This window comes from Actinacidiphila sp. bgisy167 (assembly GCF_057707665.1).
This window is the reverse complement of sequence record NZ_JBYIQP010000096.1, coordinates 1-24,002: the sequence shown is the minus strand read 5'-3', so window position 1 is coordinate 24,002 and position 24,002 is coordinate 1. Positions and strand designations below refer to the sequence as shown.

Annotated in this window: 21 protein-coding genes; 3 read left to right on the top strand and 18 right to left on the bottom strand. The window is 73.1% G+C overall.

What is annotated here, in order from left to right; translation table 11 throughout:
- Nucleotides 1–324 precede the first annotated feature (324 nt).
- Entirely contained in the window at nucleotides 325–1,482 is a 1,158-nt protein-coding gene (locus tag AC3ET4_RS26925) for a glycoside hydrolase family 19 protein (RefSeq protein ID WP_431953817.1), read from the top strand.
- An 80-nt stretch (nucleotides 1,483–1,562) separates the two neighbouring features.
- On the opposite strand, the gene AC3ET4_RS26920 is transcribed toward AC3ET4_RS26925, so the two are convergent.
- The 3 genes from AC3ET4_RS26920 to def form a co-directional block, all read right to left on the bottom strand.
- Entirely contained in the window at nucleotides 1,563–3,059 is a 1,497-nt protein-coding gene (locus AC3ET4_RS26920; protein ID WP_431953815.1) for an RsmB/NOP family class I SAM-dependent RNA methyltransferase, read from the bottom strand.
- A 76-nt stretch (nucleotides 3,060–3,135) separates the two neighbouring features.
- On the bottom strand, nucleotides 3,136–4,068 hold the full coding sequence (fmt, locus tag AC3ET4_RS26915; RefSeq protein ID WP_431953813.1) for a methionyl-tRNA formyltransferase: 933 nt from the start codon (nucleotides 4,066–4,068) through the stop codon (nucleotides 3,136–3,138).
- A 32-nt stretch (nucleotides 4,069–4,100) separates the two neighbouring features.
- Nucleotides 4,101–4,646, bottom strand: a complete 546-nt coding sequence (def, locus tag AC3ET4_RS26910; protein ID WP_431953811.1) for a peptide deformylase — start codon at nucleotides 4,644–4,646, stop codon at nucleotides 4,101–4,103.
- A gap of 184 nt (nucleotides 4,647–4,830) precedes the next feature.
- On the opposite strand from def, the gene AC3ET4_RS26905 reads away from it, so the two are divergent.
- Nucleotides 4,831–5,346, top strand: coding sequence for a hypothetical protein (locus AC3ET4_RS26905; RefSeq protein WP_431953809.1), 516 nt, complete (start codon nucleotides 4,831–4,833; stop codon nucleotides 5,344–5,346).
- Nucleotides 5,347–5,542: 196 nt separating this feature from the next.
- Here AC3ET4_RS26905 and AC3ET4_RS26900 read toward each other — a convergent pair whose 3' ends face one another.
- From AC3ET4_RS26900 to pyrR, 15 genes are all read right to left on the bottom strand, one after another.
- The gene (locus AC3ET4_RS26900; RefSeq protein WP_431953807.1) at nucleotides 5,543–6,010 is read right to left on the bottom strand and encodes a GNAT family N-acetyltransferase; all 468 of its coding nucleotides are present in this window, start codon (nucleotides 6,008–6,010) and stop codon (nucleotides 5,543–5,545) included.
- A 95-nt stretch (nucleotides 6,011–6,105) separates the two neighbouring features.
- Nucleotides 6,106–8,253 (bottom strand): primosomal protein N', encoded by a 2,148-nt coding sequence (locus tag AC3ET4_RS26895; protein ID WP_431953805.1) that lies wholly within the window; start codon nucleotides 8,251–8,253, stop codon nucleotides 6,106–6,108.
- Between the two features lie 506 nt (nucleotides 8,254–8,759).
- The gene (gene metK / locus AC3ET4_RS26890; protein WP_431953803.1) at nucleotides 8,760–9,968 is read right to left on the bottom strand and encodes a methionine adenosyltransferase; all 1,209 of its coding nucleotides are present in this window, start codon (nucleotides 9,966–9,968) and stop codon (nucleotides 8,760–8,762) included.
- Between the two features lie 205 nt (nucleotides 9,969–10,173).
- On the bottom strand, nucleotides 10,174–11,382 hold the full coding sequence (gene coaBC, locus AC3ET4_RS26885) for a bifunctional phosphopantothenoylcysteine decarboxylase/phosphopantothenate--cysteine ligase CoaBC (protein WP_431953801.1): 1,209 nt from the start codon (nucleotides 11,380–11,382) through the stop codon (nucleotides 10,174–10,176).
- A 104-nt stretch (nucleotides 11,383–11,486) separates the two neighbouring features.
- Nucleotides 11,487–11,759 (bottom strand): DNA-directed RNA polymerase subunit omega, encoded by a 273-nt coding sequence (gene rpoZ / locus AC3ET4_RS26880; RefSeq protein ID WP_018564174.1) that lies wholly within the window; start codon nucleotides 11,757–11,759, stop codon nucleotides 11,487–11,489.
- Between the two features lie 29 nt (nucleotides 11,760–11,788).
- Nucleotides 11,789–12,346, bottom strand: coding sequence for a guanylate kinase (gene gmk / locus AC3ET4_RS26875; RefSeq protein ID WP_431953799.1), 558 nt, complete (start codon nucleotides 12,344–12,346; stop codon nucleotides 11,789–11,791).
- A 38-nt stretch (nucleotides 12,347–12,384) separates the two neighbouring features.
- Nucleotides 12,385–12,708: an integration host factor gene (locus tag AC3ET4_RS26870; RefSeq protein WP_018564176.1), complete on the bottom strand. Its 324-nt coding sequence runs from the start codon at nucleotides 12,706–12,708 to the stop codon at nucleotides 12,385–12,387.
- Between the two features lie 224 nt (nucleotides 12,709–12,932).
- The gene (gene pyrF, locus AC3ET4_RS26865; RefSeq protein WP_431953796.1) at nucleotides 12,933–13,769 is read right to left on the bottom strand and encodes an orotidine-5'-phosphate decarboxylase; all 837 of its coding nucleotides are present in this window, start codon (nucleotides 13,767–13,769) and stop codon (nucleotides 12,933–12,935) included.
- Complete coding sequence (locus AC3ET4_RS26860; protein WP_431953794.1) at nucleotides 13,766–14,878, bottom strand: quinone-dependent dihydroorotate dehydrogenase; 1,113 nt, start codon at nucleotides 14,876–14,878, stop codon at nucleotides 13,766–13,768. Before AC3ET4_RS26860 ends, pyrF begins: the two co-directional genes overlap by 4 nt.
- A gap of 75 nt (nucleotides 14,879–14,953) precedes the next feature.
- A complete protein-coding gene (carB, locus tag AC3ET4_RS26855; RefSeq protein WP_431953792.1) occupies nucleotides 14,954–18,265 on the bottom strand; it encodes a carbamoyl-phosphate synthase large subunit in 3,312 nt (1,103 codons plus the stop codon).
- Nucleotides 18,258–19,397, bottom strand: coding sequence for a glutamine-hydrolyzing carbamoyl-phosphate synthase small subunit (gene carA / locus AC3ET4_RS26850; protein WP_431953790.1), 1,140 nt, complete (start codon nucleotides 19,395–19,397; stop codon nucleotides 18,258–18,260). Before carA ends, carB begins: the two co-directional genes overlap by 8 nt.
- Complete coding sequence (locus AC3ET4_RS26845; RefSeq protein ID WP_431953788.1) at nucleotides 19,394–19,954, bottom strand: PH-like domain-containing protein; 561 nt, start codon at nucleotides 19,952–19,954, stop codon at nucleotides 19,394–19,396. The genes carA and AC3ET4_RS26845 overlap by 4 nt, the downstream gene beginning before the upstream one ends.
- Complete coding sequence (locus tag AC3ET4_RS26840) at nucleotides 19,951–21,249, bottom strand: dihydroorotase (RefSeq protein ID WP_431953787.1); 1,299 nt, start codon at nucleotides 21,247–21,249, stop codon at nucleotides 19,951–19,953. Before AC3ET4_RS26840 ends, AC3ET4_RS26845 begins: the two co-directional genes overlap by 4 nt.
- Nucleotides 21,246–22,229 (bottom strand): aspartate carbamoyltransferase catalytic subunit, encoded by a 984-nt coding sequence (locus AC3ET4_RS26835; RefSeq protein ID WP_431953785.1) that lies wholly within the window; start codon nucleotides 22,227–22,229, stop codon nucleotides 21,246–21,248. The genes AC3ET4_RS26840 and AC3ET4_RS26835 overlap by 4 nt, the downstream gene beginning before the upstream one ends.
- 120 nt (nucleotides 22,230–22,349) lie before the next feature.
- Nucleotides 22,350–22,922 (bottom strand): bifunctional pyr operon transcriptional regulator/uracil phosphoribosyltransferase PyrR, encoded by a 573-nt coding sequence (gene pyrR, locus AC3ET4_RS26830; RefSeq protein WP_431953783.1) that lies wholly within the window; start codon nucleotides 22,920–22,922, stop codon nucleotides 22,350–22,352.
- A gap of 297 nt (nucleotides 22,923–23,219) precedes the next feature.
- On the opposite strand from pyrR, the gene bldD reads away from it, so the two are divergent.
- Nucleotides 23,220–23,720, top strand: a complete 501-nt coding sequence (gene bldD / locus AC3ET4_RS26825; RefSeq protein WP_319134973.1) for a transcriptional regulator BldD — start codon at nucleotides 23,220–23,222, stop codon at nucleotides 23,718–23,720.
- Nucleotides 23,721–24,002 lie beyond the last annotated feature (282 nt).

The following is a 24,002-nucleotide window of genomic DNA, read 5'->3' as shown; positions in this document are numbered from 1 at the left end:
CCCCCCCCCCCCCCCCGGTGCGGCCCTGCAGTTCCACGACGATTCTCTCCGGTGCGGCCCGACGGGGAGGACGGGGGTGCGCACACGGCGCCGCTCCGCCCGCTTCCCAACCCTTGACGTGCTCCCGTCACGCTGGCATGGTCTAGACCTAGTTGGGCTCAACGGGACGGTGCCGTAGGGAAGTTCGCACCGCCCCGGGACACGACGCATGACAGGGCGCGCCTGCGTGACCTCCTGTGCGCCACCGCGCCTGCCGTGCGGAGCACCCCACAAGCTCCCTCCCCCACGATCACGGCCCAGAGCCGGGTAAGGAGCGACTCACCCATGTCCACGTCTCTCACCGGGCGGCTCCCCGCAGGGCGCACCGCCCTCGGTCCGTCCGCGGTGTTCGCCGTCCTCGCGGCGCTCCTGGTCGCGTTGTTCGTCTCGGCGCCGACCGCCCGGGCGGCGGACGGCCAGATCAGCGGCCTGGCGGGCAAGTGCGTCGACGTCGCCGCGGCGAACAGTGCCAACGGCACCGCCGTACAGCTCTACGACTGCAACGGGACCAACGCCCAGCGCTGGTCCAACCCCGGCGACGGCACACTGCGCGCACTCGGCAAGTGCCTCGACGTCGTCGAGCGCAGCACCGCCAACGGGGCCTCGGTCCAGTTGTGGGACTGCACCGGCGGAGCCAACCAGCAGTGGGTCGTCACCGCGGCCCGCGACATCGTCAACCCCGCCGCCGACAAGTGCCTGGACGTCCGTGACAACAACTCGGCCAACGGCACCCGGCTGCAGATCTGGTCCTGCACGGGCGGGGCGAACCAGAAGTGGAACGCCCCCGCGAGCGGGGGCGGTGGTGGCGGCGGCACGAACCCGTCCGGATTCGTGGTCAGCGAGGCGCAGTTCAACCAGATGTTCCCGGGCCGCAGCGGCTTCTACACCTACAGCGGCCTGGTCGCGGCCCTGAGCTCCTACCCCGGCTTCGCGAACTCCGGCAGTGACACGGTGAAGAAGCAGGAGGCCGCCGCGTTCCTCGCCAACGTCAGCCACGAGACGGGCGGTCTGGTCCACGTGGTCGAGCAGAACACCGCCAACTACTCGCACTACTGCGACTGGGGCCAGCCCTACGGCTGCCCGGCCGGCCAGTCCGCCTACTACGGCCGCGGCCCGATCCAGCTCAGCTGGAACTTCAACTACAAGGCGGCGGGCGACGCGCTGAACATCGACCTGCTGAACAACCCCTGGCGGGTGGAGCAGGACGCGGCCGTGGCCTGGCGCACGGGCCTGTGGTACTGGAACACCCAGAGCGGTCCCGGCACCATGACCCCGCACAACGCCATGGTGAACCAGGCCGGCTTCGGTCAGACCATCCGCTCCATCAACGGCTCCCTCGAGTGCGACGGCCGCAACCCGGCCCAGGTGCAGAGCCGCGTGAGCTCGTACCAGCAGTTCACGGCCATCCTCGGGGTCAGCCCGGGCGGCAACCTCTACTGCTGAGGCCGCTCAGGACTGACAGGCGCCGCTGAGCACCCGCCGCGCGGGTGCGGCCCGCACCGTGGGGCCGCACCCGCGCGCGGTCACTCCCCGGTACGGCGCAGCAGGGCGAGGTACATCGCGTCGGTGCCGTGCAGGTGCGGCCAGAGCTGGACGTCGGGGCCGTCGCCGAGGTCGGGGACCCCGGGCATGAGAGGGCGGGCGTCGACCCATTCGGTGGGGACGGCGCCCGGGCGGGCCAGGACGTCCTCGACGACGGCGCGGGTCTCAGCGGGGTGCGGCGAGCAGGTCGCATAACCGACGACCCCGCCGACGCGCACCGCGCGCAGCGCGGACTCCAGCAGCCCCCGCTGCAGGGGCGCGAAGCCCGGCACGTCCTCGGGGCGCCGGCGCCAGCGGGCCTCGGGTCGGCGGCGCAGGGCGCCGAGACCCGTGCAGGGGACGTCGACCAGGACCCGGTCGAAGGCACCGGGACGCCAGGCGGGACGGGTGCCGTCGGCCACGATCACCTCGTACGGCCCGGGGTTGCCGGCGAGGGCGCGGGCGACGAGCCGGGCCCGGTGCGGCTGCTTCTCGGAGGCGACCAGGGCCGCCCCCCGCTCCGCGGCGAGCGCGCCGAGCAGCGCCGCCTTGCCGCCGGGGCCCGCGCAGCCGTCCAGCCACCGCCGGTCGGGGCCCTCGCCGAGCGGCGCCGCGGCAAGGGCGGAGGCGACGAGCTGGCTGCCCTCGTCCTGGACGCCTGCGCGGCCCTCGCGCACCGCCTGGATCGCCGCGGGGTCGCCGCCCTCGGCGAGCCGCACCGCCCAGGGCGACCAGCGGCCCGGGAGGGTGGTGTCCGCGGGGAGCGCGTCGGCGAGTTCCTGCGGGGTGGCACGGCCGGGACGTGCGACGAGGGTGACCTCGGGGCGCTCGTTGTCGGCCGCCAGCAGTGCCTCCATGCCCGCGCGACCCCCGCCGAGGGCGTCCCACAGGGCCGAGACGATCCAGCGGGGGTGCGAGTGGACGACGGCGAGGTGGTCCTCGGGGTCCTCGTCGTAAGGCGGCGCCACCTCGTCCAGCCAGGCGTCCAGATCCCGCGCGGCGATGCGGCGCAGCACCGCGTTGACGAACTTCGCCCGCCCGTCGCCGAGGACCACGCGGGCAAGGTCGACGGTGGCGGAGACGGCGGCGTGGCTGGGGATGCGGGTGCCCAGCAGCTGGTGGGCGCCGAGCGACAGCACGTCCAGTACGGGCGGGTCGACCTCGCGCAGCGGCCGGTCGACGCAGGCCGCTATCACGGCGTCGTACGTGCCCTGCCGGCGCAGGGTACCGTACACCAGCTCCGTGGCGAGTGCGGCGTCGCGCCGGCCGAAGTCACGCCCCTTGCGCGCCGCCTCCGCCTCGGCCTCCCGCAGCAGCGCCGGCAGCACCAGGTTGGCGTACGCGTCCCGCTCGTCGACGGCCCGCAGCGCCTCGAACGCCAGGATGCGCACGGGGTCGCGCTGGGGTTTGCGGTAGGGCCGGCCGCCCGGCGGCGGCCCGCCCTGGCTGCGGCCCTGGCGGGCGGCGGGACGCGGACGGCGGCGCGACGGTTCGCTCACGTGGAAGGTACTCCGGAAGTGTCGGTGGTGCGGTGGGCGCGGTGCGCCCCGCTTCGAGCGTACGTGGGGGGCGCGGTCAGGCGCCGAGCCGCTCCCCGGAGGGGACGCGGACGCCGCGCGCCCAGTCGGCGGCGGACATCGGCTTCTTGCCCTGCGGACGCACCTCCCCGAGCTCCACGGCGTGGCTGCCGGTGCCCACGTAGACGGCGCGCTTGGTGACCTCCAGCTCGCCGGGGGCCAGGCCGGTGCGCTCGGGCCGCGGCAGGACGGGCCCCACCTTGAGGCGTTCACCGCGGAAGACCGTCCAGGCGCCGGGCGCCGGGGTGCAGCCGCGGACCACCCGGTCCACCCGCAGGGCCGGGGCGTGCCAGTCGACGCGGGCGTCGTCGACGGTGATCTTGGGGGCCAGGCTGACGCCCTCGGCGGGCTGCGGCCGGGCGACCAGCGCGCCGTCCTCGATGCCGTCCATGGTGGCGGCGAGCAGCTTCGCCCCGCTGTGCGAGAGCCGGGTGAGCAGGTCGCCGCTGGTGTCGCGGGGGCGGACGTCCTCGGTGACGACGCCGTAGACCGGTCCGGAGTCCAGGCCCTCCTCGATGAGGAAGGTCGACGCCCCCGTGACCTCGTCGCCCGCCATGACGGCGTGCTGCACCGGGGCGGCACCGCGCCAGGCGGGCAGCAGCGAGAAGTGCAGGTTCACCCAGCCGTGGGCGGGGACGTCGAGGGCGACGCGGGGCAGCAGCGCGCCGTAGGCGACGACCGGGCAGCAGTCGGGGGCGATCTCGCGCAGCCGGGCCAGGAAGTCCTCGTCGCGGGGCCTGGCGGGCTTGAGGACCTCGATACCGGCCTCCTCCGCGCGCTGTGCCACCGGGCTGGCGACGAGCCTGCGGCCGCGGCCAGCCGTGGCGTCGGGCCGGGTGACCACGGCGACGACCTCGTGCCGGCCGGAGGAGATCAGGGCGTCGAGGGCGGGCACGGCGACCTCGGGGGTGCCGGCGAAGACGAGCCTCATGCGTGCGGAATGCCTTTCTGCGGAGCGCGGCCCTACAGTGCGCGGCCGAATGTGCTGTGCGGGGAGACCCGGACCTGGGGCGCCGGCTGGCCGGCCCACTCCGCCTCGCGTATCGCCTTCATCGCGGCCTTGCGCTGCTCGCCGTCGAGGCGGTCGATGAAGATGATGCCGTCGAGGTGGTCGGTCTCGTGCTGGATGCAGCGGGCGAGCATCTGCGTGCCCTCGATGGTCACCGGGTCGCCGTACATGGTGAAGCCCTTGGCGACGACGCCGTAGGCGCGCTTGGTGTCGAAGCGCAGCCCGGGCAGGGACAGGCAGCCCTCGGGGCCGTCCTGCTCCTCCTCGCTCAGGCTGAGGTCCGGATTGACGAGATGGCCCAGCTCGCCGTCGACGTGGTAGGTGAACACCCGCAGCGAGACACCGATCTGAGGGGCCGCCAGGCCGGCGCCGGGGGCGTCCCGCATGGTGTCCTCGAGGTCCTTGACGAGGGTGCGCAGCTCCTTGTCGAAGACGGTCACGGGCTGCGCCGCCATACGCAGCACGGGGTCGCCGAGCAGGCGGATCGGCTGGATGGGCACGCGGGGCTCCGTAGTGGACGGCGACAGCTCAAGAGCCCCAGTCTATGGGCCGGTGGGGCGGGGGCGCGCACCCTCGCGCACGCCCCCCGCGGGATGCGATGCGCCCCTGAGGCGTGACTCCACGGGAGTCTGGCGCGTTGTCAATGGAGTTTGACCCACAAGAGCCGGTTCGAGAGGCCAGTTGATGCCCGAACACGCAACTCATGACGCCCAGGCCAGGGCGAGCCTTCACCTGCTGGTGCGGGACATCGAGCGGGTCCGCCGACAGGTCGACGCCCTGCGCACCCTCACCACCCAGCTGGGCAACGTCTACCGTCCCCGCCGCGGCGGGCCGTCCGCGGGATTCGTGGTCTACGGCCGCGCCCCCGCCCCCACCGTCCGGCTCGCCCAGGAACTGCGGGACAGCGTCGAGACCCTGGTGACCGCGGCCGTCGAGTTCGACCGCTCCCTCGGCTTCAGCTGGGACGCCGTCGGCTCCGCGCTGGGCGTCACCAAGCAGGCCGTGCACCGGCGCTACGGCAACCGGCGCTCGGCGCCGGGCGGAGCGGCGGCGGCGGAGGTGCACAGCGAGCCCCCGGCTCCGGCCGTCGTGCCCACCGTGCCCCCGGCCCGCGCGATGCCCGCCCCCGCGGTGCCCGCGGCTCCCGCCGCGCGCGACGAAGCCGTTCCCGGCGCCCTCCCCTCCCCGCGCACGGGCTGAGCCGCGGTCCCGGGCACGTCCGCCCCGCCGTCCGCAGCGCCGGCAGGACGGCCGCCGGGGCGGGCGGATACGGGCGGCAGGGACGCCGCGCCGCGGTCAGGGCCGCCGGTGCGCCGCGGGGCGCCGACCGGAACCGGGACAAGAACCGGAAGCCGACCGTAGCCGGAACAGGAACCGGAACAGGAACCGGAGCCGACTACAACTCCGACTCGCCCACGGTCTGACCGCCGCTGCTCTCCCCCGTCGGGCGGAATCCCAGCCCCAGGTAGAAGCGTTCCGGGCCGTCCTCGCCGGGATGCCAGGAGGTGGTGACCCGTGTGCCGCCCCGGCGGCGGACCTCCTCCACCACGGACTCGACGGCGAACCGTCCGTAGCCGCGGCCCTGCTCACCCGCCGCGATGGCGAGGCGCCACAGGCCCGAGCGGAGGTCGGTGCCGTTTCCGCCGGCCGCGAAGTCGATGTCGAAGAAGGCCATGAGGAAGCCGACGGGCCGGTCGCCGTCGACGATCAGCCGGGGCCAGGCCGTCCGACCGTACGGGTAGGCCTCGGCGAGGGACTTCACCACCGGCGCCACCAGGTGCTCCTGGTCCGGGCGGACTCTCAGGGCGATCGCGGTGTCGACGTTGTCAGGGGTGATCTTCTCCAGCCGGAGCGAGCTGGTCATACCCGGAACCCTAGGCGGGCATGTCAAGCGCTTCTCCGGCCGCCGTCCCCTGCGGCGCGGTCCCGCTCATCCCACGTACCGACGCCGCCGGGGCGCTAACCGATGTCGGGCGGGTCGATGCGGACCCGGACCGGATCGGGCTCCTTGCGCGCGATGCGGGCGGTCTGCGCGGCCTTCAGGGCGGCCGCCAGGGCCGCGCCGTTGCCGGGCGGCACTCGCAGCAGCACACGTTCCCAGCGCTCGCCGGGCGGGGTGTCCCCAAAGCGGCGCGGCCGCGCGGGGTCGGTGATCGGCAGCGGCACCGGGCCGAGGACGTCGGTGCCCTCCGGGAGCCGGACCGTGGCCAGCAGGTCGGCGACCGCGGCCGGGCGGCCGCTGACCGACGCCATGCGGGAGACCGGCGGGAAGCCCAGCTCGGCGCGTTCGGCCAGTTCACGAACGGCGTGGCCCACCGGATCCCAGCGGACCAGGGCCTGCACGGGCCGCAGGGTGGGCTCCGCGAGGACGACCACCGTGCCGCCCTCGCCGGCCGGGCGGACCAGCGCCGCCGCAGCGGCCCAGCGGCGCAGCGTCTCCTCCCCGGCCCGCAGGTCCGGGCGGCCCAGCAGAGCCCAGCCGTCCAGCAGCAGCGCCGCCGCGTAGCCGCCCTCGGCGACCGGTTCCGCACCCGGTGTCGAGATCACCAGCGCGGGCGTGGCCGGCACGGAGGCCAGCACGCCGTCGCGCCCGGAGGTCCGCACCGGCACCTTGGGGAAGGCGCGGCCCAGCTCGTCTGCGGTGCGCCGGGCGCCGACCACCTGGGCGCGCAGCCGGAAACCGCCGCACTCCTTGCAGTGCCAGGCCGCCTCGGGCCGCCCGCACCAGCCGCAGTGCGGCGCGCTCTCCCCGTCGCCGAGCTGCAGCGGCCCCGCGCAGTGCGCACACCGGGCGGGCTCGCGGCAGCGCTCGCAGGCCAGCCTCGGCACATAGCCGCGCCGGGGCACCTGCACCAGCACCGGGCCGCGCTGCAGCGCGTCCCGCGTCACCTGCCAGGCCACCGACGGCAAGCGAGCCGCGCGCGCGGCGGAGTCCCGCGCCTCGTCGCCCTCGCCGACCGTGCGGATCAGGGGCGCGGCGGCCCGTACCCGCTCGCGCGGTGCCGTCAGCGGCAGCGCCCAGTGGGTGTCGACCAGCTGGGCGCCCTCGACGGTGCAGGTGAGGCCACCGAGCAGAAAGCCCGCGCGTTCCTCTGCGGCACGCAGCAGCAGGACGTCCCGGGCGTGCGGCTGCGGCGCGTGCTGCTCGGCGTGGCTGGAGTCGCCGTCGTCCCAGAGCACGGCGAGTCCGAGATCCGCCACGGGTGCGAACATCGCCGCCCGGGTGCCGACGACGGCGCGCACGCTGCCCCGGCTCACCGCGAGCCAGCGGCGGTACCGCTCCTCCGGTCCGGCGTCGGCGGTCAGCAGCACATGGCGGCCCTGGCCGACGACGGCGGTCAGCGCCTCGTCGACGCGGGCGGCGGCGCGGCCGTCGGGCACGACGGCCAGCGCGCCGCGGCCCGAGGCGAGCGCCGCCGCCATGGCGCGGGCGATCTCCTCTGGCCAGTGGGGCCCGGGCAGCGCCGTCCACACCGCCCGCGGGGTGTCCCCGCGGGCCAGCGCCTGGAGGAAAGCGGGCCCGGTCGGATACCGCGCCCACGGCCCGGGCTCGGGCGGGCGGGGCGCCGGCAGCGGATCCCCTACCGGCTCGGCCTCGGCCCTGGCCCGGCGCGGCGGCACCGCGAGCTGCACGATGTCGGCGAGGGCGCCCGCGTAGCGGTCGGCGACGGCCCGGCACAGCCGCAGCAGGCCGGGGGTCAGCACGGGCTCGGGCGACAGGACCTGGGCGATCGGGGCGAGGGGCCCGCGATAGTCGCTCTCGGGCAGCCGGTCGACGACGAAGCCGTCGTGCAGCTCCCCGCCCTCCCGGCGGCCCCCCTTGACGACCCGGCCGCCGAAGCGCACGCGGACGCGCACGCCGGGCTGGGCGTCGGCGTCCATGGCGGCGGGGACCGCGTAGTCGAAGTACTGGTCGAGGTGGAGCAGGCCCTTGTCGACCAGGACGCGGGCCACCGGCAGCTCCCCGGCCAGCGCCGCGCCCCGCCACGTCCGCGGCTTGGCGCGCGGCTCCTTGGCCTTGCGCACCGTCTCCCGGATGAGCGCGAGCTGCTCTCCCCCGTGCGGCTCCGCCGCCGGGGACATCTGCCGCTCGTCCTCGCTGCTCACAGCCTCAGTGTTACCAGACGCCTCGGACACCGGTCGCCGCCGCGGAGCACCCGAGCACGCGGGGGACGACGCCGCTGGGCAGCGCGGGCGCCCGCATGCCTCCAGCCACGCGAGCATCGCCCGATGCGGCCAGGCGACCAGGCGACCACCGGGAACGACGCACCACGGTGGACTACGGTGCGGCCGCAGACGAGCTGCGGCCCGGCTGCCCCCACCGCGGTCCGCGACGAGCGGGCCGTCCTTGGACGTCGCACGCCCGGGCTCTCAGGCCCTCACCCGGTTCGGCCCTGGTGATGACGCCCGAGCCCGAACCTCTCGGGCACGCGGCAGCGTGCCCGGGACGCCGCCGCGCCGTCCCGCGACCTCAGCGGCCCCGAGCGGCGCGTTCGCCTGCGGCATCACCTGACGGGCGACGGCCGCAGACTTCCGGCCTGCGCCCGCGTCCACGCGTACCGCGGCCCCGGACCGGCAGCGGTCCGGGGCCGTTCACACGTCCTGAAAAGCGCTCAGAGGCCGGCCGCCTGGCGCAGCGCCTCGACACGGTCGGTGCGCTCCCAGGTGAAGTCCGGCAGCGCCCGGCCGAAGTGCCCGTACGCCGCTGTCTGCGCGTAGATGGGACGGAGCAGGTCGAGGTCACGGATGATCGCGGCCGGCCGGAGGTCGAAGACCTGGCTGATCGCCTGCTCGATCTTCTCGTGGTCGACAGTGTGGGTGCCGAAGGTCTCCACGAACAGGCCCACGGGCTCGGCCTTGCCGATCGCGTACGCGACCTGGACCTCGCAGCGTGAGGCGAGGCCCGCGGCGACGACGTTCTTGGCGACCCAGCGCATGGCGTACGCGGCGGAGCGGTCGACCTTGGACGGGTCCTTGCCGGAGAAGGCGCCGCCGCCGTGGCGGGCCATGCCGCCGTAGGTGTCGATGATGATCTTGCGGCCGGTGAGGCCGGCGTCGCCCATCGGGCCACCGATCTCGAAGCGTCCCGTGGGGTTGACCAGCAGCCGGTACCCCTCCGTGTCGATCTTGATGCCGTCGTCGAGCAGCGCCTTGAGCTCCGGCTCCACGACGAACTCGCGGATGTCGGGGGCGAGCAGCGACTCGAGGTCGATGTCGCTGGCGTGCTGCGAGGAGACGACGACGGTGTCGAGGCGCACGGCCTTGTCGTCGTTGTACTCGATGGTGACCTGGGTCTTGCCGTCGGGCCGCAGGTAGGGGATGGTCCCGTTCTTGCGGACCTCGGTGAGCCGCCGCGAGAGCCGGTGCGCCAGGGTGATCGGGAGCGGCATCAGCTCGGGGGTCTCGTCGCAGGCGTAGCCGAACATCAGGCCCTGGTCGCCGGCGCCCTGCCGGTCGAGCTCGTCGTCGTCGCCCTCGACCCGGCTCTCGTAGGCCGCGTCGACACCCTGCGCGATGTCCGGGGACTGCGCGCCGATGGAGACCGAGACACCGCAGGACGCGCCGTCGAAACCCTTCTTCGACGAGTCGTAGCCGATGTCGAGGATCTTGTTCCGCACCAGGGTCGCGATGTCCGCGTAGCCCTTGGTGGTGACCTCCCCGGCGACGTGCACCAGACCGGTGGTGATCAACGTCTCGACGGCGACGCGCGAGGAGGGGTCCTCCTTGAGCAGTGCGTCGAGGATCGTGTCGCTGATCTGGTCAGCGATCTTGTCGGGGTGGCCCTCGGTCACGGACTCCGAAGTGAACAGGCGGCGGGACACATCGCTCCCTGGGGTTGCAGCGGCTGCTGGCTGATCATTGGCGGCTCGCTCGGGGCTGCGCCCGGCGGGCCATGGGTCAGTTTATCGTCCGGCTCATGGGCAAGGACACGGCGTCTCGCACCTTGGAGATGCCGTGACCTGCGACACTGTGCATCACCTGAGGACGGAACGCCAGTAGCCCAGCCGCACCGGTCCCGAAGTGTCGTCAGGTCAGACGGGCGGCGACCAGGTCCCAGACCTGCTCGGCCAGGGCCTCCTTCGGCCCGTACGGCACGGGCGTCTCGCTGCCGTCGGCGCCGAGCACGACAGCCTCGTTCTCCTCGGACCCGAAGGCCTTGTGGTCCCCCACCTCGTTGACGACCAGCAGGTCGCAGCCCTTGCGGGCGAGTTTGGCGCGACCGTTGGCCAGGACGTCGTCGGTCTCGGCGGCGAAGCCCACCACGATCTGCTCCGGGTGCGGCCGTTCGGCGGAGAGCTCGGCGAGCACGTCGGGGTTGCGCACCAGCTCCACAGGCGCGGGGTCCTCGCCGTCCCTCTTCTTGATCTTCCCTTCGGCGTACCGGGCCGGTCGGAAGTCGGCGACAGCGGCCGCCATCACCACCACGTCGGCGTCGGACGCGGCCTTCAGCACGGCCTCGCGCAGCTGCACCGCCGTGCCGACGCGCACCACGTCCGCCCCCGCCGGGTCGGCGAGGTCGGTGTTGGCGGAGACCAGGGTGACCCGGGCGCCCCGGGCGAGGGCCGTACGGGCGAGGGCGTAGCCCTGCTTGCCGGAGGAGCGGTTGCCCAGGTAGCGGACGGGGTCGAGGGGCTCGCGGGTGCCGCCGGCGCTGATGACGACATGGCGTCCGGCCAGGTCCGTCTCCTGTGCGCGGGGGCCGCGCAGCAGCACCCGGCGGCAGACCTCGAAGATCTCGGCGGGCTCGGGCAACCGGCCCTTTCCGGTGTCGACCCCGGTCAGGCGCCCGACGGCGGGCTCGAGGACGATGGCGCCCCGGCGGCGCAGGGTCGCCACGTTCTCCTGGGTGGCCGCGTGCTCCCACATCTCGGTGTGCATCGCGGGCGCGAACACCACAGGGCATCGTGCGGTGAGCAGGGTGTTGGTGAGGAGGTCGTCGGCGAGCCCGTGGGCGGCCCTGGCGAGCACGTCGGCGGTGGCCGGGGCGACGACGACCAGGTCCGCGCCCTGCCCGATGCGTACGTGCGGCACCTCGTGGACGCTCTCCCAGACCTCGGTCGAGACGGGGTTGCCCGACAGCGCCGACCAGGTGGCCGCACCGACGAAGTGCAGCGCCGAGGCCGTGGGCACGACCCTGACGTCGTGTCCCGACTCGGTGAACCGCCGCAGCAGCTCACACGCCTTGTAAGCGGCGATCCCGCCGCTCACGCCCAGGACGACCTGCGGCTTGCCCATCGTCTCTCCCGCGCTGTGTTGGACCGTGGTGCGTACGCACCCATGACACACCACGGGCCCGGCGGTCGAACCGCCGGGCCCGTGGTCTGACGCCTGGGCGCGGGCTACTGGACCGGGCCCTCGACGGCCTCGGAGGTCAGCAGACCCGCGTTGATCTCGCGCAGCGCGATCGACAGCGGCTTCTCGTGCACGTGGGTGTCCACGAGCGGACCGACGTACTCGAGCAGGCCCTCGCCGAGCTGCGAGTAGTAGGCGTTGATCTGACGGGCACGCTTGGCCGCGTAGATCACGAGGCTGTACTTCGAGTCGGTGGCCTCGAGCAGCTCGTCGATCGGCGGGTTGATGATGCCCTCGGGCGTGGTGATGGAAGAGGACACGCTCTACCTTCCGATTGGGTACAAAAAGATCAGGCTACAGCCATCAAGGCTAGCAGCTCGCGCGCGACGTCCTCGACGGAGGTGTTCACCAGGGTGGTGTCGAACTCCGGCTCGGCCGCCAGCTCGACCCGTGCGGCCTCCAGCCGGCGCTCGATGACCTCGGGAGCCTCGGTGCCCCGGCCGGTGAGCCGGCGGACCAGTTCGTCCCAGCTCGGCGGCGCGAGGAAGACCGACTGCGCCTCGGGCATCGACTCCCGCACCTGGCGGGCGCCCTGCAGGTCGATCTCCAGCAGGACCGGTTCACCGGCCTCGAGGTGCTCCAGCACCGCCTGGCGCGGCGTGCCGTAACGGTTCCCCGCGAACTCCGCCCACTCCAGCAGTTCGCCGTTGGCGATCAGCTTGTCGAACTCGTCGTTCTCGACGAAGAAGTAGTGCACCCCGTGCTTCTCACCGGGGCGGGGCTTGCGGGTGGTGGCCGAGACGGAGAGCCACACCTCGGGGTGGACTGTGCGCATATGAGCGACGACCGTGCTCTTGCCGACCCCCGAGGGGCCGGAGAGCACGGTCAGCCGCGGACGTTCACTCATGGAGCGATTATCCCGGTTCCCGGAGGGTGCTGGGAACGTCAGGCAGCGGGGCTGCCGAACTCCCGCTCCAGGGACGCGATCTGGTTGGAGCCGAGCCCGCGGACCCGGCGGCTCTCGGAGATGCCGAGCCGCTCCATGATCTGCTTGGCGCGGACCTTGCCCACGCCGGGCAGGGACTCCAGGAGAGCGGAGACCTTCATCTTGCCGATGACGTCGTTCTCCTGGCCCTGCTTGATGACCTCGTGCAGCGAGGCGCCGGAGTGCTTGAGCCGATTCTTGACCTCGGCGCGCTCCCGGCGAGCCGCAGCGGCCTTCTCGAGCGCGGCAGCGCGCTGTTCAGGGGTAAGGGGCGGAAGAGCCACGCCTACGTCACCTCGGGTGTAGAACTGTCGGATACGGACCGGTGTGGAACCTAGTCGCCCCCTGCCTGCGGGGGCAACGTGAAACGCGCATGATGCGCGCTCTGGTCGGAGACTAGCGGCCCCAGCGGCCGCAGTCAGCGCAAACAAGAAGAAAAGTCCTGGTCAGCGTCAACCGACCAGGACTTTTAGGACAAATCTGCGCAGGTTTCCGGACGTCTTGACCTCTACTTGACGACCGCGGCGAGCTCGGCGACCTCCCTTTCGGCAGCTTCGCGCAGCGCCGGGACGGACGGTCCGTGCCGCAGCACGCTCCTGCTGACGCTCGGCACCACGTTGCGCACCGCATCCCCGAACACCCTGGGAAGGTCGGCCGCGGTGGCCCCCTGGGCACCGATGCCGGGGGCGAGGAGGGGCCCGTTCACGGAGAGGTCCACACCCGCCTGCTCGAGCGTGGCGCCGACGACCGCGCCGACCGATCCGAGCGGCACGTCACCCTCGTTCTCGGCCGCGATGTGGTTCAGCATCACCTGGGCGAGGGACTCGCCGCCCGCCGCGGTTGACCGCTGCACTTCCGCGCCCTCCGGGTTGGAGGTCAGGGCGAGCACAAAGACCCCGCTGCCGCTCGTCCGGGCGGCGTCCAGGGCGGGGCGCAGAGAGCCGAAGCCCAGATACGGGCTGACGGTGACCGCGTCCGAGAACAGCGACGAGGCGGGGTCGAGGTAGGCAGAGGCGTACGCCGCCATGGTCGAGCCGATGTCGCCGCGCTTGGCGTCCATCAGCACCAGGGCGCCGGCCGCACGGGCCTCGGCGACGGCCGTCTCCAGGACGGCGACGCCGCGGGAACCGAAGCGCTCGAAGAAGGCGCTCTGCGGCTTGAGGACGGCGACCCGGTCGGCCAGGGCCTCCACCACGGTGCGGGTGAACCGCTCCAGGCCGGCGACGTCGTCCTGGAGGCCCCAGGCGGTCAGCAGGGAGGAGTGCGGGTCGATGCCGACGCAGAGCGGCCCGCGGATGTCCATGGCGCGGCGCAGCCGGGCACCGAAGGGTTCGGGGTTCGTCACGGTGCGACTTCCTTCCGGGTTTCGGCGCCGACGGCGTCGGCGAGGGTGGCGTACGGGCTGGACTGCAGCAGCGCGGCGAGCTCCCGGTGGATCGTGCGGCACCAGAAGGGACCCCGGTAGACGAAGGCGCTGTAGCCCTGGACGAGGGTGGCGCCGGCCAGGATGCGCTGCCAGACGTCCTCGGCGGTCTCGACTCCGCCCACCCCGACGAGGGTGACGCGGTCGCCGACGCGGGCGTACAGCCGGCGCAGCACCTGCAGGGAGCGCTCCCCCAGGGGGGCGCCGGACAGTCCGCCGGTCTCCTTGACGAGGGCGGCGTCCGAACGCAGGCCGAGGCCGTCGCGGGCGATGGTGGTGTTGGTGGCGATGATGCCGTCCAGGCCGAGTTCGACGGCCAGGTCGGCGACGGCGTCCACGTCCTCGTCGGCGAGGTCGGGGGCGATCTTGACCAGCAGCGGCACGCGGCGGCCGGTGACGGTGCGGTCCGCCGCCTCGCGCACCGCGCTCAGCAGGGGGCGCAGGTGCTCGACGGCCTGCAGGTTCCGCAGCCCGGGGGTGTTGGGCGAGGAGACGTTGACCACGAGGTAGTCGGCGTGCCGGGCGAGCCGCTCGGCGGACGTGACGTAGTCGGCGACCGCCTCCTCCTCCGGGACGACCTTGGTCTTGCCGATGTTGACGCCGACCGTGGTCGGGAAGACGGCCCTGCGGGCGGCCAGGCGCGCGGCCACCGCGGCCGAGCCGTCGTTGTTGAAGCCCATGCGGTTGATCAGGGCGCGGTCGGCGACCAGGCGGAAGAGCCGCCGCCGCGGGTTGCCGGACTGCGGCTCGCCGGTGACGGTGCCGATCTCCACGTGGTCGAAGCCCAGCATGGCGAGCCCGTCGATGCCGACGGCGTTCTTGTCGAAGCCCGCGGCGAGCCCGAACGGTCCGTGCATCCGGCGGCCCAGCGCCTCGGTGCGCAGGACGGGGTAGCGCGGCGCGAGCAGCGCGGCGGCGAAGGTGCGCAGGACGGGGATCCGGGCGGCGAGCCGGATCCAGCCGAAGGCGAGGTGGTGGGCCCGCTCGGGGTCGAGGCGCTTGAAGAACAGGTGGAACAGGAGGGAGTACATGCGAGGCCTTCCGCGGCGGCGAGGGGACGGTGCGCGTGAAGAGGGGGACACCGGTTCGGTGTCCCCCTGCTTCGCCTACGCCTCGCGGGCGGCGGTCAGACGCCGCGCGTGTTCCTGCAGCGAGCGGACCCCGACGTCGCCCCGGTTCAGCGCGTCGACGCCTTGCACCGCGGCGGCGAGGGCCTGCACCGTCGTCAGGCACGGCACGCCGCGGGCGACGGCCGCGGTGCGGATGTCGTAGCCGTCGAGGCGTCCGCCGGTGCCGAACGGGGTGTTGACGATGAGGTCGATGGCGCCCTCGTGGATGAGCTCGATGACGGTCGGCTCGCCGCCTGGGCCGGTGCCCTCGCTCTTCTTGCGCACCACAGTGGCCTCGATGCCGTTGCGCCTCAGCACCTCGGCCGTGCCGGAGGTGGCCAGCAGCTCGAAACCGTGGTCGACCAGCGCCCGTGCCGGGAAGATCAGCGCGCGCTTGTCCCGGTTGGCGACCGAGACGAAGGCGCGGCCCTTGGTCGGCAGCGCGCCGTAGGCGGCGGCCTGCGACTTGGCGTAGGCGGTGCCGAAGACCGAGTCGATGCCCATGACCTCGCCGGTGGAGCGCATCTCCGGGCCGAGGACGGTGTCCACACCGCGGCCGTGCACGTCGCGGAAGCGGCTCCAGGGAAGCACCGCCTCCTTGACGGAGATCGGCGCGTCCATCGGCAGGGTGCCGCCGTCGCCGTGGGCCGGGAGCAGGCCCTCGGCGCGCAGTTCGGCGATGGTGGCGCCGAGCGAGATGCGGGCGGCCGCCTTGGCCAGCGGGACCGCCGTCGCCTTGGAGGTGAAGGGGACGGTCCGGGAGGCCCGCGGGTTGGCCTCGAGCACGTAGAGGATGTCCCCGGCCAGGGCGAACTGGATGTTGATCAGGCCTTGGACGCCGACACCCTTGGCGATGGCCTCGGTGGAGGCGCGCAGCCGTTTGACGTCGTGGCCGCCGAGGGTGATCGGGGGCAGGGCGCAGGCGGAGTCTCCGGAGTGGATGCCGGCCTCCTCGATGTGCTCCATGACGCCGCCGAGGTAGAGCTCGTGGCCGTCGTAGAGCGCGTCGACGTCGATCTCGATCGCGTCGTCGAGGAAGCGGTCGACCAGCACCGGCCGGTCGGGGCCGATCTCGGTGGACTCGGCGATGTACGCGGCGAGGCGGGTCTCGTCGTAGACGATCTCCATGCCGCGGCCGCCGAGCACATAGGAGGGCCGAACCAGGACGGGGTAGCCGATCTCGTCGGCGATGGCCTTGGCCTGCTCGAAGGTGGTGGCCGTGCCGTGCTTGGGGGCGGGCAGGCCCGCCTGGTCCAGGACGCGGCCGAAGGCGCCGCGGTCCTCGGCGAGGTGGATGGCTTCGGGCGAGGTGCCGACGACCGGCACGCCGTTGTCCTTGAGCGCCTGCGCGAGGCCGAGCGGGGTCTGCCCGCCGAGCTGGACGACGACGCCCGCGACGGGGCCGGCCTGCCGCTCGGCGTGGACGATCTCCAGGACGTCCTCCAGGGTGAGCGGCTCGAAGTAGAGCCGGTCGGAGGTGTCGTAGTCGGTGGAGACGGTCTCGGGGTTGCAGTTGACCATGACGGTCTCGTAGCCCGCGTCGCTCAGCGCGAAGGAGGCGTGCACGCACGAGTAGTCGAACTCGATGCCCTGGCCGATGCGGTTCGGGCCGGAGCCCAGGATGATCACCGCGGGCTTCTCGCGCGGGGCGACCTCGCTCTCCTCGTCGTAGGACGAGTAGAAGTACGGGGTGCGGGCGGCGAACTCGGCGGCGCAGGTGTCGACGGTCTTGTAGACCGGCCGGACGCCGAGAGCGTGCCGGACCTCGCGGACGACGTCCTCGCGCAGGCCGCGGATCTCGGCGAGCTGGGCGTCGGAGAAGCCGTACCGCTTGGCCTCGGCGAGCAGCTCGGGCTCGAGCTTTCCGGCTGCCGCGAGCTCGTCGGCGATCTCCTTGATCAGGAAGAGCTGGTCGACGAACCAGGGGTCGATCCTCGTGGCGTCGAAGACCTCCTGCGGGGTGGCGCCGGCCCGGATCGCCTGCATGACGGTGTTGATCCGCCCGTCGGTGGGGCGCCGGGCGGCGAGCAGCAGCTCGTCCTTGTCGCCCGGGTCGCCGCTGAAGGCGAACTGGCTGCCCTTCTTCTCCAGGGAGCGCAGCGCCTTCTGCAGCGCCTCGGGGAAGTTGCGGCCGATGGCCATGGCCTCGCCGACCGACTTCATGGTGGTGGTGAGGGTGGCGTCGGCGGCGGGGAACTTCTCGAAGGCGAAGCGCGGCACCTTGACGACGACGTAGTCGAGCGTCGGCTCGAAGGAGGCCGGGGTCTGCTCGGTGATGTCGTTGGGGATCTCGTCGAGGGTGTAGCCGACCGCGAGCTTGGCGGCGATCTTGGCGATCGGGAAACCCGTCGCCTTGGACGCGAGCGCCGAGGAGCGCGAGACGCGCGGGTTCATCTCGATGACGATGACCCGGCCGTCCTCGGGGTTGACCGCGAACTGGATGTTGCAGCCGCCGGTGTCGACGCCGACCTCGCGGATGACGGCGATGCCGATGTCGCGCAGGATCTGGTACTCGCGGTCGGTCAGCGTCATGGCGGGCGCGACGGTGATGGAGTCGCCGGTGTGCACGCCCATGGGGTCGAAGTTCTCGATGGAGCAGACGACCACGACGTTGTCGTGCTTGTCGCGCATCAGCTCCAGCTCGTACTCCTTCCAGCCGAGGATCGACTCCTCCAGGAGCACCTCGGTCGTCGGGGAGAGCGTCAGGCCCTGGCCGGCGATGCGGCGCAGCTCCTCCTCGTCGTGGGCGAAGCCGGAGCCGGCGCCGCCCATGGTGAAGGACGGCCGGACGACGACGGGGTAGCCGCCGAGGGCGTCGACGCCCGCGAGCACCTCGTCCATGGTGTGGCAGATGACCGAGCGGGCGGACTCGCCGTGGCCGATCTTGGCGCGGACGGCCTCGACGACCTCCTTGAACAGTTCGCGGTCCTCGCCCTTGTTGATGGCCTCGACGTTGGCGCCGATGAGCTCGACGCCGTACTTGTCGAGGACGCCCGCCGCGTGGAGCGAGATGGCGGTGTTGAGTGCGGTCTGGCCGCCCAGGGTGGGCAGGAGTGCGTCGGGGCGCTCCTTGGCGATGATCTTCTCGACGAACTCGGGGGTGATCGGTTCGACGTAGGTGGCGTCGGCGATCTCGGGGTCGGTCATGATCGTGGCCGGGTTGGAGTTGACCAGGATCACGCGCAGGCCCTCGGCGCGCAGCACGCGGCAGGCCTGGGTACCGGAGTAGTCGAACTCCGCGGCTTGGCCGATGACGATCGGGCCGGAGCCGATGACCAGGACGGACTGGATATCGGTGCGCTTAGGCACGCTGGCCCTCCATGAGCTTCACGAAGCGGTCGAACAGGTACGCGGCGTCGTGCGGACCTGCTGCCGCCTCGGGGTGGTACTGGACGCTGAAGGCGGGGGTGTCGAGCAGCCGCAGGCCCTCGACCACGTTGTCGTTGAGGCACACGTGGGAGACCTCGACCCGCCCGTACGGGGTGTCGGTGACCTGGTCGAGCGGCGCGTCCACGGCGAAGCCGTGGTTGTGCGCGGTGACCTCGACCTTGCCGGTGGTGCGGTCCTGGACCGGCTGGTTGATGCCGCGGTGGCCGTACTTCAGCTTGTAGGTGCCGAAGCCGACGGCGCGGCCGAGCAGCTGGTTGCCGAAGCAGATGCCGAACAGCGGGGTCCGGCGCTCCAGGACGCCCTGGACGACGGTCAGGTCGGCGGTGGCCGGGTCGCCCGGGCCGTTGGAGAGGAAGACGCCGTCCGGGTTGACCGCGTAGACCTCCTCAAGGGAGGCGTCCGCGGGCAGGACGTGCACCTCGATGCCGCGTTCGGCCATGCGCCGCGGGGTCATGCCCTTGATCCCGAGGTCCAGGGCGGCGACGGTGAACTTCTTCTCGCCGACGGCCGGGACGACGTACGGCTCCTTGGTGGCGACCTCCGCGGACAGGTCCGCGCCCGTCATCTCGGGGGCGCCCCGCACCTCGGCCAGGAGCACGGCCTCGTCGGTGCGCGCCTTGTCGCCGGAGAAGATCCCGACCCGCATCGCGCCGCGCTCGCGCAGGTGGCGGGTGAGCGCCCGGGTGTCGATGCCGCTGATGCCGACGACGCCCTGGCGGGTCAGCTCCTCGTCCAGGCTGCGGCGGGAGCGCCAGTTGGAGGGCACGCGGGCGGGGTCGCGGACGACGTAGCCGGCCACCCAGATGCGGGAGGACTCCGGGTCCTCGTCGTTGACGCCCGTGTTGCCGACGTGCGGGGCGGTCATGACGACGACCTGGCGGTGGTACGAGGGGTCGGTCAGGGTCTCCTGGTAACCGGTCATGCCGGTGGAGAAGACGGCCTCGCCGAAGGTCGTCCCCACGGCCCCGTAGGCGCGGCCGCGAAAGGTGCGGCCGTCCTCCAGGACGAGTACGGCAGGGACCCGGGCGGGCCGCTGGGCGGAGGTCGTCATCGTGCGCCTTCCTGGTCGTGCGTGAGAGTGTTCAGGGCCTCGACCCATGCGGCGTGCTCGGCGGCGTGGTCCGAGCGGAAGCCGGAGTCGATCAGCCGGTCGCCGTGCGCCCAGGTGACCACCAGCAGGCCGCCTTCGGTGAGGACCTTGCCGGCGATCCCCTTGTCGAGGCGTGCTCCGCGCAGCTGCGCGGCCGGGACGAAGAAGCCGGGCGCCCCGGTGCGGTCGACGTCGAGCCCCTGGTCGGTGAGGGTGAGCTCGACCCGGCTGCGCACGCCGAGGCCGTGGGCGACGACGCGGTCCAGCCACTGCCCGGCGGTGGTGCTGCCGTGGTAGCGGCCGGTGAGAGTCAGCAGCGGCTCGCCGGGCTGTTCGGGGGCGGTGGGGAGCGCGGGCAGGTCGCTCTGCAGGGTCCCGCGCCACTTCCAGCCCTGGCGCATGAGCCAGTAGACGAGCGCGATGAAGAGCAGCAGCCCGACGACCCAGCCGATGCGGGCCGCCCAGTCGGTGACCTCGGCGGAGTGCTTCTCCGCCGCGATGAGGAGCACAGGTGTCACGTGAGCTTCCCGTCCATGACCGTCGCCTTGCCCCGCAGGAAGGTGGCGAACACCTGGCCCGGCAGCTCCAGACCCTCGTAGGGGGTGTTGCGGCTGCGGGAGGCGAAGCCCGCGGGATCCACCACACCACGGTATGCCGGATCGAACAGGGTGAGGTTCGCGGGCTCGCCTGCCGCCACCGGCCGGCCGTGGCCGGACAGGCGGCCGATCGCCGCGGGGCGGGAGGACATCCGGTCGGCGACTCCGGCCCAGTCGAGCAGGCCGGTGTCCACCATGGCGTGCTGGACGACCGACAGCGCGGTCTCCAGCCCGATCATCCCCATGGCCGCCGCGCCCCACTCGCAGTCCTTGTCCTCGTGCGGGTGCGGGGCGTGGTCGGTGGCGACGCAGTCGATCGTGCCGTCGGCGAGCGCCTCGCGCAGCGCCATGACGTCGGCCTCGGTGCGCAGCGGCGGGTTGACCTTGTAGACCGGGTTGTAGGTGCGCACCAGCACGTCGGTGAGGAGCAGGTGGTGCGGGGTGACCTCGGCGGTGACGTCCCAGCCCTTGGACTTGGCCCAGCGGACGATCTCGACCGAGCCCGCCGTCGACAGGTGGCAGATGTGCACGCGCGAGCCGACGTGCGCCGCGAGCAGCACGTCGCGGGCGATGATCGACTCCTCGGCGACGGCGGGCCAGCCGGTCAGGCCGAGCTCTCCGGAGACGACGCCCTCGTTCATCTGGGCGCCTTCGGTCAGCCGGGGCTCCTGGGCGTGCTGGGCGACGACGCCGTCGAAGGCCTTCACGTACTCCAGGGCGCGGCGCATGATCACGGCGTCGTCGACGCACTTGCCGTCGTCGGAGAAGACCCGCACACCGGCGGCGGAGTCGGCCATCGCGCCGAGTTCGGCGAGCTGCTTGCCCTCCAGGCCCACGGTGACGGCGCCGACCGGCTGGACGTCGCAGTAGCCGTGCTCGCGGCCGAGGCGCCAGACCTGCTCGACGACACCGGCGGTGTCGGCGACGGGGAAGGTGTTGGCCATCGCGTGGACGGCGGTGTAGCCGCCCGCGGCGGCGGAGCGGGTGCCGGTGAGGACGGTCTCGGAGTCCTCGCGGCCGGGCTCGCGCAGGTGGGTGTGGAGGTCGACCAGTCCCGGCAGGAGGACCTTGCTCCCGGCCTCGACCACGGTGGCGCCCTCGGGGGCGGTCAGGCGCGGACCCACCTCGGCGATGGTCTCGCCGTCGATCAGGACGTCCTGCGGCTGCCCGCCGAGGATCCTCGCGCCGCGGATCAGGGTCTTCGGGGTCGCGCTCATGCTTGGTTGTTCTCCTCGGTGCGGGCGGGGGCGGGGGCGGAGACGGCGGGCTCGGCGCCACCGAGCAGCAGGTACAGCACCGCCATGCGGATGCTGACGCCGTTCTTCACCTGCTCGACGGCGGTGCAGCGCGGCGAGTCGGCGACCTCGGCGGTGATCTCCATGCCGCGGTTCATCGGGCCGGGGTGCATCACGACGGCGTGCTCGGGCAGCGCGGCCATCCGGTGGCCGTCGAGGCCGTAGCGGCGGGAGTACTCGCGCTCGGTGGGGAAGAAGGCGGCGTTCATGCGCTCGCGCTGGACGCGCAGCATCATCACGGCGTCGGACTTGGCGAGCACCGCGTCCAGGTCGTAGGAGACCTCGCAGGGCCAGTCCTCGACGCCGATCGGCAGCAGGGTGGGCGGCGCCACCAGGGTGACCTCGGCTCCGAGCGTGTTCAGCAGCAGCACATTGGAGCGGGCCACGCGGCTGTGCAGCACGTCGCCGACGATCGTGATGCGGCGGCCGGACAGGTCGCGGCCCGGCCCGGAAAGGTGGCGGCGCATGGTGAAGGCGTCCAGCAGCGCCTGCGTGGGGTGCTCATGGGTGCCGTCGCCGGCGTTGACGACGCTGCCGCCGATCCAGTCGGAGTAGGCCAGCCGGTGGGGGGCGCCGGACATGTGGTGCCGGATGACGACGGCGTCGGCGCCCATGGCCTCCAAGGTGAGAGCGGTGTCCTTCAGGGACTCGCCCTTGGACACCGAGGAGCCCTTGGCGGAGAAGTTGATGACGTCGGCCGACAGGCGCTTGGCGGCGGCCTCGAAGGAGATGCGGGTGCGGGTCGAGTCCTCGAAGAAGAGGTTGACGACCGTGCGGCCGCGCAGGGTCGGCAGCTTCTTGATGGGCCGGTCGGCCACGCGGGCCATCTCCTCGGCCGTGTCGAGCACGAGGAGGGCGTCGTCGCGGGTGAGGTCGGCGGCCGAGATCAGGTGGCGCTTCATCGGGTCACTCCGGAGGATGCGTGCGGGGGCGGACTGTGGGGCGGCACGCCACGTCTCCCGGGCAGGCCGGGGGTGGGACGGGCGGGCAGGGCGCTGCCCCGGAACCGGGGCGCTCCCGGGCTACTCGTCCGCCGGGGAGCCGTCGCGTACGCCGAGCAGGACGCAGTCGCGCCCGTCCTCCTCGGCCAGGTGGACCTTGACGGTCTCGCGCAGCGATGTGGGGATGTTCTTGCCGACGTAGTCGGCCCTGATGGGCAGCTCTCGATGACCCCGGTCGACCAGGACCGCGAGCTGGACGGCGCGGGGGCGTCCGATGTCGCCGAGGGCGTCGAGGGCGGCGCGGATCGTGCGGCCGGAGAACAGCACGTCGTCGACGAGGACGACCAGCCGGCCGTCCACCCCGTCGGCGGGGATGTCGGTGCGGGCGAGCGCGCGCGCCGGACCGAGCCGCAGGTCGTCGCGGTACATGGTGATGTCGAGCGAGCCGACCGGGACCTTGCCGCCGGTGATCTCGTCGAGCTTGTCGGCGAGCCTGCGGGCCAGGTGGACGCCGCGGGTCGGGATGCCGAGGAGCACCACGTCGTCCGCGCCCTTGGCGCGTTCGACGATCTCGTGGGCGATACGGGTCAGCACCCGCGCGATGTCCGGGGCCTCGAGAACGGGCCGGGCCGGGCCGGGACCGATGGTGGCCATGAAAAAGGACCTCCTTCCCCGCCTCACGGGACGGGCCTTAAAGGACGCCAAAACGTACGGCTCCACGGTATCAGGCACCCAGGCGCACTCCTCGCGGGGGCCTGGCGGCCTCCTGGCGCGGCCTCCCGGGCCGATCCGCAGCCCGTACCACGATCGACCGCGGATCACGGCCGAAAGGCCGCTGACCGGCCATTCCTCGCTCTTCCGGGGGACCGGTGTGGACCATTCGGCTTGACGGATTCCAATTACGCTGCGTAACCTCACAGTGAGTTACTGAGTTTCCGTCCGGGGAGCCATATGTCCAGCGATTACGCCAAGCAGCTCGGAGCGAAGCTCCGCGCCATCCGCACGCAGCAGGGACTCTCCCTCCACGGCGTCGAGGAGAAGTCCCAGGGCCGCTGGAAGGCCGTGGTGGTCGGTTCCTACGAGCGCGGCGACCGCGCCGTGACCGTGCAGCGCCTCGCCGAGCTCGCCGACTTCTACGGCGTTCCGGTGCAGGAGCTGCTGCCCGGTTCCGCGCCCGGCGGTGCCGCCGAGCCGCCGCCGAAGCTCGTCCTCGACCTCGAGCGGCTGAGCCAGGTGCCGTCCGACAAGGCCGGTCCGCTGCAGCGCTACGCCGCCACCATCCAGAGCCAGCGCGGCGACTACAACGGCAAGGTGCTGTCGATCCGCCAGGACGACCTGCGCACCCTGGCCGTCATCTACGACCAGTCGCCCTCGGTCCTGACCGAGCAGCTGATCGGCTGGGGCGTCCTCGACGCGGACGCCCGGCGCGCGGTCCAGCACGAGGAGGGCTGACGCCCTCGGGAAGCAGAAACGTCCCGCCCCCCAGGCGCGGCCGCAAGGCCGCGCCTTGGGGGCGGTTGTGTTTTCCGCCCCGGAGCCGACCGGACCCGGGCGCCAGGTCCTGTCGCCGGGCCGTGTCGTCAGGCGGCCCCATCACCGCGGCCGCCCGCCGCCGCCCCGTCTCCCGCGCCGCTCCCGTCCCGGGCGGCGCTCCGCACGCGTCCGGACGCGCCACGGGCCCGGGGGGGGGGGGGGGGGGGGGGGGGGGGGGGGGGGGGGGGGGGGGGGAGGGGT

Bases quoted from the DNA above. Each gene is read 5' to 3' on its own strand.
- AC3ET4_RS26900 (WP_431953807.1), bottom strand. From the start codon at position 6,010: ATGACCAGCTCGCTCCGGCTGGAGAAGATCACCCCTGACAACGTCGAC.
- carA (WP_431953790.1), bottom strand. From the start codon at position 19,397: ATGACGACCTCCGCCCAGCGGCCCGCCCGGGTCCCTGCCGTACTCGTC.
- coaBC (WP_431953801.1), bottom strand. From the start codon at position 11,382: ATGGGCAAGCCGCAGGTCGTCCTGGGCGTGAGCGGCGGGATCGCCGCT.
- gmk (WP_431953799.1), bottom strand. From the start codon at position 12,346: ATGAGTGAACGTCCGCGGCTGACCGTGCTCTCCGGCCCCTCGGGGGTC.
- AC3ET4_RS26840 (WP_431953787.1), bottom strand. From the start codon at position 21,249: ATGAGCGCGACCCCGAAGACCCTGATCCGCGGCGCGAGGATCCTCGGC.
- AC3ET4_RS26925 (WP_431953817.1), top strand. From the start codon at position 325: ATGTCCACGTCTCTCACCGGGCGGCTCCCCGCAGGGCGCACCGCCCTC.
- fmt (WP_431953813.1), bottom strand. From the start codon at position 4,068: ATGAGGCTCGTCTTCGCCGGCACCCCCGAGGTCGCCGTGCCCGCCCTC.
- bldD (WP_319134973.1), top strand. From the start codon at position 23,220: ATGTCCAGCGATTACGCCAAGCAGCTCGGAGCGAAGCTCCGCGCCATC.
- AC3ET4_RS26860 (WP_431953794.1), bottom strand. From the start codon at position 14,878: ATGTACTCCCTCCTGTTCCACCTGTTCTTCAAGCGCCTCGACCCCGAG.
- AC3ET4_RS26835 (WP_431953785.1), bottom strand. From the start codon at position 22,229: ATGAAGCGCCACCTGATCTCGGCCGCCGACCTCACCCGCGACGACGCC.
- AC3ET4_RS26905 (WP_431953809.1), top strand. From the start codon at position 4,831: ATGCCCGAACACGCAACTCATGACGCCCAGGCCAGGGCGAGCCTTCAC.
- pyrR (WP_431953783.1), bottom strand. From the start codon at position 22,922: ATGGCCACCATCGGTCCCGGCCCGGCCCGGCCCGTTCTCGAGGCCCCG.